Genomic DNA, 561 nt, shown 5'->3' with positions numbered 1-561 from the left:
TATTCTCGACGAATATCGTTCGCCAGCAAAGGCTTTCCCCGGCGTGTCTCGACTTACTTACGAACTCCTTAGTAACCGATGAGCAGCTGGCGCGGCTCGCCGAAATCTTGGCGCACAAGGATCCCTTGCAGCTGGCGTTCGACTTTGGGCTGTGGACCACCGACATGGAGGTTGTCCCGAGTTCCGTGGAACTTCGGTGGCGGTCCGGTGAGCATCAGGCTGCGCTCACCTGATCATTGTGCACGACGGGTCCGACAGGTTCGGCGAACTCACGCTCAAGGGCGGCGCGCAGTGCCGGTAGGTGCAGGTGACCGTTGACCCGGCGGAACTGCTTGCGGCCTCAACCATGCCGGCGGCTCACCAGCGCAGCGCCATCTGCCCGTCGCGCCAGCGTTTGACGTTACCGGCGTGCTTGCGGCATACCGAGATCATCGATTCGATGCAGTTCGTCGAGCGCAGTGTGCGGGCCAGGGTGGGCGGCACACCTAGACGGTATGGGCAGGCTGGGGCCTCACTGCATGTGAACGTGGGTTGCCGACAGGAATTAGGTCCTGGCCGGTA

1 protein-coding gene and 1 pseudogene are annotated in these 561 nt (G+C 62.4%); one reads left to right on the top strand and one right to left on the bottom strand.

The genetic code is table 11. The features are described 5' to 3' along the window. The coding region (locus FPZ47_RS29110) for a hypothetical protein (RefSeq protein ID WP_210420057.1) at positions 1 to 233 on the top strand (233 nt) is incomplete at its 5' end. On the opposite strand, the pseudogene FPZ47_RS27885 reads toward FPZ47_RS29110, so the two are convergent. Continuing rightward, positions 215 to 492: pseudogene (locus tag FPZ47_RS27885) on the bottom strand (IS256 family transposase); the annotation flags it as partial. The gene FPZ47_RS29110 and the pseudogene FPZ47_RS27885 overlap by 19 nt on opposite strands. Between the last annotated feature and the right edge of the window lie 69 nt (positions 493 to 561).

This window comes from Mycobacterium helveticum (assembly GCF_007714205.1).
Classification (GTDB): Bacteria; Actinomycetota; Actinomycetes; order Mycobacteriales; family Mycobacteriaceae; genus Mycobacterium; species Mycobacterium helveticum.
This window is presented reverse-complemented; position numbering and strand designations above follow the sequence as displayed.